Below are 1314 nucleotides of genomic sequence, written 5' to 3'. Positions count from 1 at the left end.
GTTCAGGTCTGTTGTTGTTGAGGCTGTGGACCCTGAGGGCAACGCGCAGCGTTGTCCTCAAGTCCACAGCCTTTTGCTTTACGTTTGGGTCTTCGGAGCTGGTCATCGCGGTGAGCGATCGTGCCGAGCACGATCGGGCCATAGCTGACGGTCCAGCCGTCCTGGTCCTCGGCCAAGCCGACAGGCTCGCCGATCAGCGCTTCGCTGATATAGATCGTGTTGCCTTGCCACTTGATCTCTCCGTTGTGCCGGACCGAGCGAACGTCCTGGTCATCAGCGTATTCCGGCTTGCGCAAGATACCGTGGAAGCGGCGCGAGGAGGCCTGGTAGCGGTCGGCTGGCGTGGCATTGTCGAGCGATTGGTGCGGACGCTCTTCGTTGTAGAGATGCTGGAAGCTGCGCAAGCGCTTGAGCTGCTCGCGCATGGTGGGAGCCGGCGGATTGGCAACGTCTTGCAGCAGGGTCAGGTGCATGCGCTCGTGGCGGCCGTTCTGCTGAGGTTTGCCCGGCGCAATGCGCTCCGGCGTCACGCCGGCCTTGATCAGCTTGACCGACAGCCGCGACAATCCTCCGGCGCCGCGCGAGGCAAACGGCGAGCCGTTGTCCGAGCGCATGTAATGCGGCAATCCAAACTCGCGGAACGCCGCGTCCAGCACCGGCCAGACATGATCCGTGTCGGTGTGTGCCAGAGCCTGGCAGCGCAGCAGATAGCGGCTGTAGGCATCTGTGATCGTCAGCGGCTCGCAGCGCATGCCGTCCCCGGTCAGGAACCAGCCCTTGAAATCGATACACCACATATCGTTGGCCGCCTCGCAGCCGGCAAAGGGCGCGCTCGAGGGCGGGCTGCGGCGGCGCAACTTGCGCTTCACCGTCAGCCCCTCACGGTCGAACAGCTCGCCGATCGTGCTGGCCGCTGGCCATGCCGTCCGGGGTGACTTCCGTTCGAGAAAGGCAAGGACCTTGACCGGTCCCCAGGTCGGATGCGCCCGACGCACCTCAAGGCAGCGTTCGGCGACCTCCTCCGCAATGCTCTGCGGACGATGCAGGGGAGCTCGCGGACGATCGAACAGACCGGCCGCCCCTTCTTCCTCGAACCGCGCAAGCCATTTGTAGCCCACCCGACGGCTCACTCCGAACCGCCGGCACACCGCCGCAAATGACTCCTCGTGCTTTTGCGCCGCCACCACAAACCGCATCCGTTCATCCACAGCACAGGTCTCCATCCAACCCATCGGCAAGCTCCTCCTTGCCGATCAGTTGACCTGTTACCCATGTCGCCGGTCTATTCTGTTACCTATGTAGCCGGTTAGGACC

The 1314-nt window shown here is 63.7% G+C and carries 1 pseudogene; it reads right to left on the bottom strand.

Annotated features, from left to right (window positions below):
• Positions 1 to 116 precede the first annotated feature (116 nt).
• A pseudogene (locus AC5ZGW_RS46295) lies at positions 117 to 1232 on the bottom strand (integrase core domain-containing protein); the annotation flags it as partial.
• Positions 1233 to 1314 lie beyond the last annotated feature (82 nt).

This window comes from Bradyrhizobium sp. Crot121, assembly GCF_059512385.1.
The sequence above is the reverse complement of the archived record's forward strand: the minus strand, read 5'-3'. Positions and strand labels throughout refer to the sequence as shown.